Genomic DNA, 2500 nt, shown 5'->3' with positions numbered 1-2500 from the left:
TCTGCGAAATCTATTTAGGTAGAGCGTCATCCGAATACCCCGGGGGGTAGAGCACTGGATGGGTAATGGGGCCCCACAGGCTTACTGATCCTAACCAAACTCCGAATACCCGGGAGTACTAGATGGCAGACACACTGCGGATGCTAACGTCCGTAGTGGAGAGGGAAACAACCCTGACCTACAGCTAAGGCCCCCAATTCATGGCTAAGTGGGAAAGCAGGTGGGACGACCAAAACAACCAGGAGGTTGGCTTAGAAGCAGCCATCCTTTAAAGATAGCGTAACAGCTCACTGGTCTAAATAAGTTGTCCTGCGGCGAAGATGTAACGGGGCTCAAGCCATGAGCCGAAGCTTAGGATGCACGTAGTGCATGGTAGCAGAGCGTAGTGTGACATAGTCTCATTCCTCCTTAGCGCCTTCGGGCGTGTTGGAGGAGCGAGGCTTACTGTGAAGCCGGCCTGTGAGGGATCCGGTGGAGTGATCACTAGCGAGAATGATGACATGAGTAGCGATAAACAGGGTGAGAGACCCTGTCGCCGAAAGTCCAAGGGTTCCTGCTTAAAGTTAATCTGAGCAGGGTAAGCCGGCCCCTAAGGCGAGGCCGAAAGGCGTAGTCGATGGGAACTAGGTTAATATTCCTAGGCCAGGAGGATGTGACGGATTGTGAAGGTTGTTCACCCTTATCGGATTGGGTGGGCCGCTGATCAGTTCCAGGAAATAGCCCTCCATGAGACCGTACCCCAAACCGACACAGGTGGACTGGTAGAGAATACCAAGGCGCTTGAGAGAACGATGTTGAAGGAACTCGGCAAAATACCTCCGTAAGTTCGCGAGAAGGAGGCCCGGTTCCAAGGCAACTTGGAGCTGGGGGCACAAACCAGGGGGTGGCGACTGTTTACTAAAAACACAGGGCTCTGCGAAGTCGCAAGACGACGTATAGGGTCTGACGCCTGCCCGGTGCCTGAAGGTTAAAAGGAGAGGTGAGAGCCTTGAATTGAAGCCCAGGTAAACGGCGGCCGTAACTATAACGGTCCTAAGGTAGCGAAATTCCTTGTCGGGTAAGTTCCGACCTGCACGAATGGCGTAACGACTTCCCCGCTGTCTCCAACATCGACTCAGCGAAATTGAATTGCCTGTCAAGATGCAGGCTTCCCGCGGTTAGACGGAAAGACCCCGTGCACCTTTACTACAGCTTCGCACTGGCATCAGGATTGTGATGTGCAGGATAGGTGGTAGGCTTTGAATCAGGAACGCCAGTTTCTGTGGAGCCTCCCTTGAGATACCACCCTTCGCACTCTTGATGTCTAACCGCGGTCCGTTATCCGGATCCGGGACCCTGCGTGGTGGGTAGTTTGACTGGGGCGGTCGCCTCCTAAAGCGTAACGGAGGCGCGCGAAGGTTGGCTCAGAGCGGTCGGAAATCGCTCGTTGAGTGCAATGGCAGAAGCCAGCCTGACTGCAAGACTGACAAGTCGAGCAGAGTCGAAAGACGGCCATAGTGATCCGGTGGTCCCGAGTGGAAGGGCCATCGCTCAACGGATAAAAGGTACGCCGGGGATAACAGGCTGATACTGCCCAAGAGTCCATATCGACGGCAGTGTTTGGCACCTCGATGTCGGCTCATCTCATCCTGGGGCTGGAGCAGGTCCCAAGGGTACGGCTGTTCGCCGTTTAAAGAGGTACGTGAGCTGGGTTTAGAACGTCGTGAGACAGTTCGGTCCCTATCTGCCGTGGGTGTAGGATACTTGAGAGGAGTTGCCCCTAGTACGAGAGGACCGGGGTGAACGATCCACTGGTGGACCTGTTGTCGTGCCAACGGCAGTGCAGGGTAGCTATGATCGGACAGGATAACCGCTGAAGGCATCTAAGCGGGAAGCCCCCCTCAAAACAAGGTATCCCTGAGGGCCGTGGTAGACCACCACGTCGATAGGCCGGAGATGTAAGCGCAGCAATGCGTTCAGTTGACCGGTACTAATGGCCCGATAGGCTTGATTTGATCCAGTAGAAGACAGACTTCTGCAGTCAGATCAAAAGCATACACACATAAATATCGCCCGACGCCTCTCCTCGAGGCCCGAGCGATAAAGAGTTCTTGACTTGGAACTTGGTTCTTTCTCGGTTTGGTGGTCATAGCGAGAGCAAAACACCCGGCTCCATTCCGAACCCGGCCGTTAAGTGCCTTAGCGCCGATGGTACTGCGTCTTAAGACGTGGGAGAGTAGGTCGCCGCCAAACCTAGTAAGAACCAAGCGTATCTCTCCTACGATGAAAATGCGCAGCCTCTAACACCAAAACAAGAGGCCGCAGGCGTGGCTCGGAGCACCCCGCCTTATCGATGACCCTCTCCCAAAGAGGGCAAAACGCTCCAGCCTCGTCAGGCCATGACCTGACACACCAAGAGGCAAGCTCAATGGTTGACGCGGGATGGAGCAGCCCGGTAGCTCGTCAGGCTCATAACCTGAAGGTCGTAGGTTCAAATCCTACTCCCGCAACCAACTTTACC

Annotated in this window: 1 tRNA gene and 2 rRNA genes (1 of these 3 cut by a window edge); all 3 read left to right on the top strand. The window is 54.8% G+C overall.

Annotation, left to right across the window (positions count from 1 at the left end):
* Positions 1–1994 (top strand): 23S ribosomal RNA (locus tag BM353_RS11850); it begins 873 nt to the left of the window's first position.
* A 123-nt stretch (positions 1995–2117) separates the two neighbouring features.
* Positions 2118–2232 (top strand): 5S ribosomal RNA (rrf, locus tag BM353_RS11845).
* Positions 2233–2415: 183 nt separating this feature from the next.
* A tRNA-Met gene (locus tag BM353_RS11840) sits at positions 2416–2492 on the top strand.
* Positions 2493–2500 lie beyond the last annotated feature (8 nt).

Source organism: Poseidonocella sedimentorum, from assembly GCF_900116005.1.
Lineage (GTDB): Bacteria > Pseudomonadota > Alphaproteobacteria > Rhodobacterales > Rhodobacteraceae > Poseidonocella > Poseidonocella sedimentorum.
This window is presented reverse-complemented; position numbering and strand designations above follow the sequence as displayed.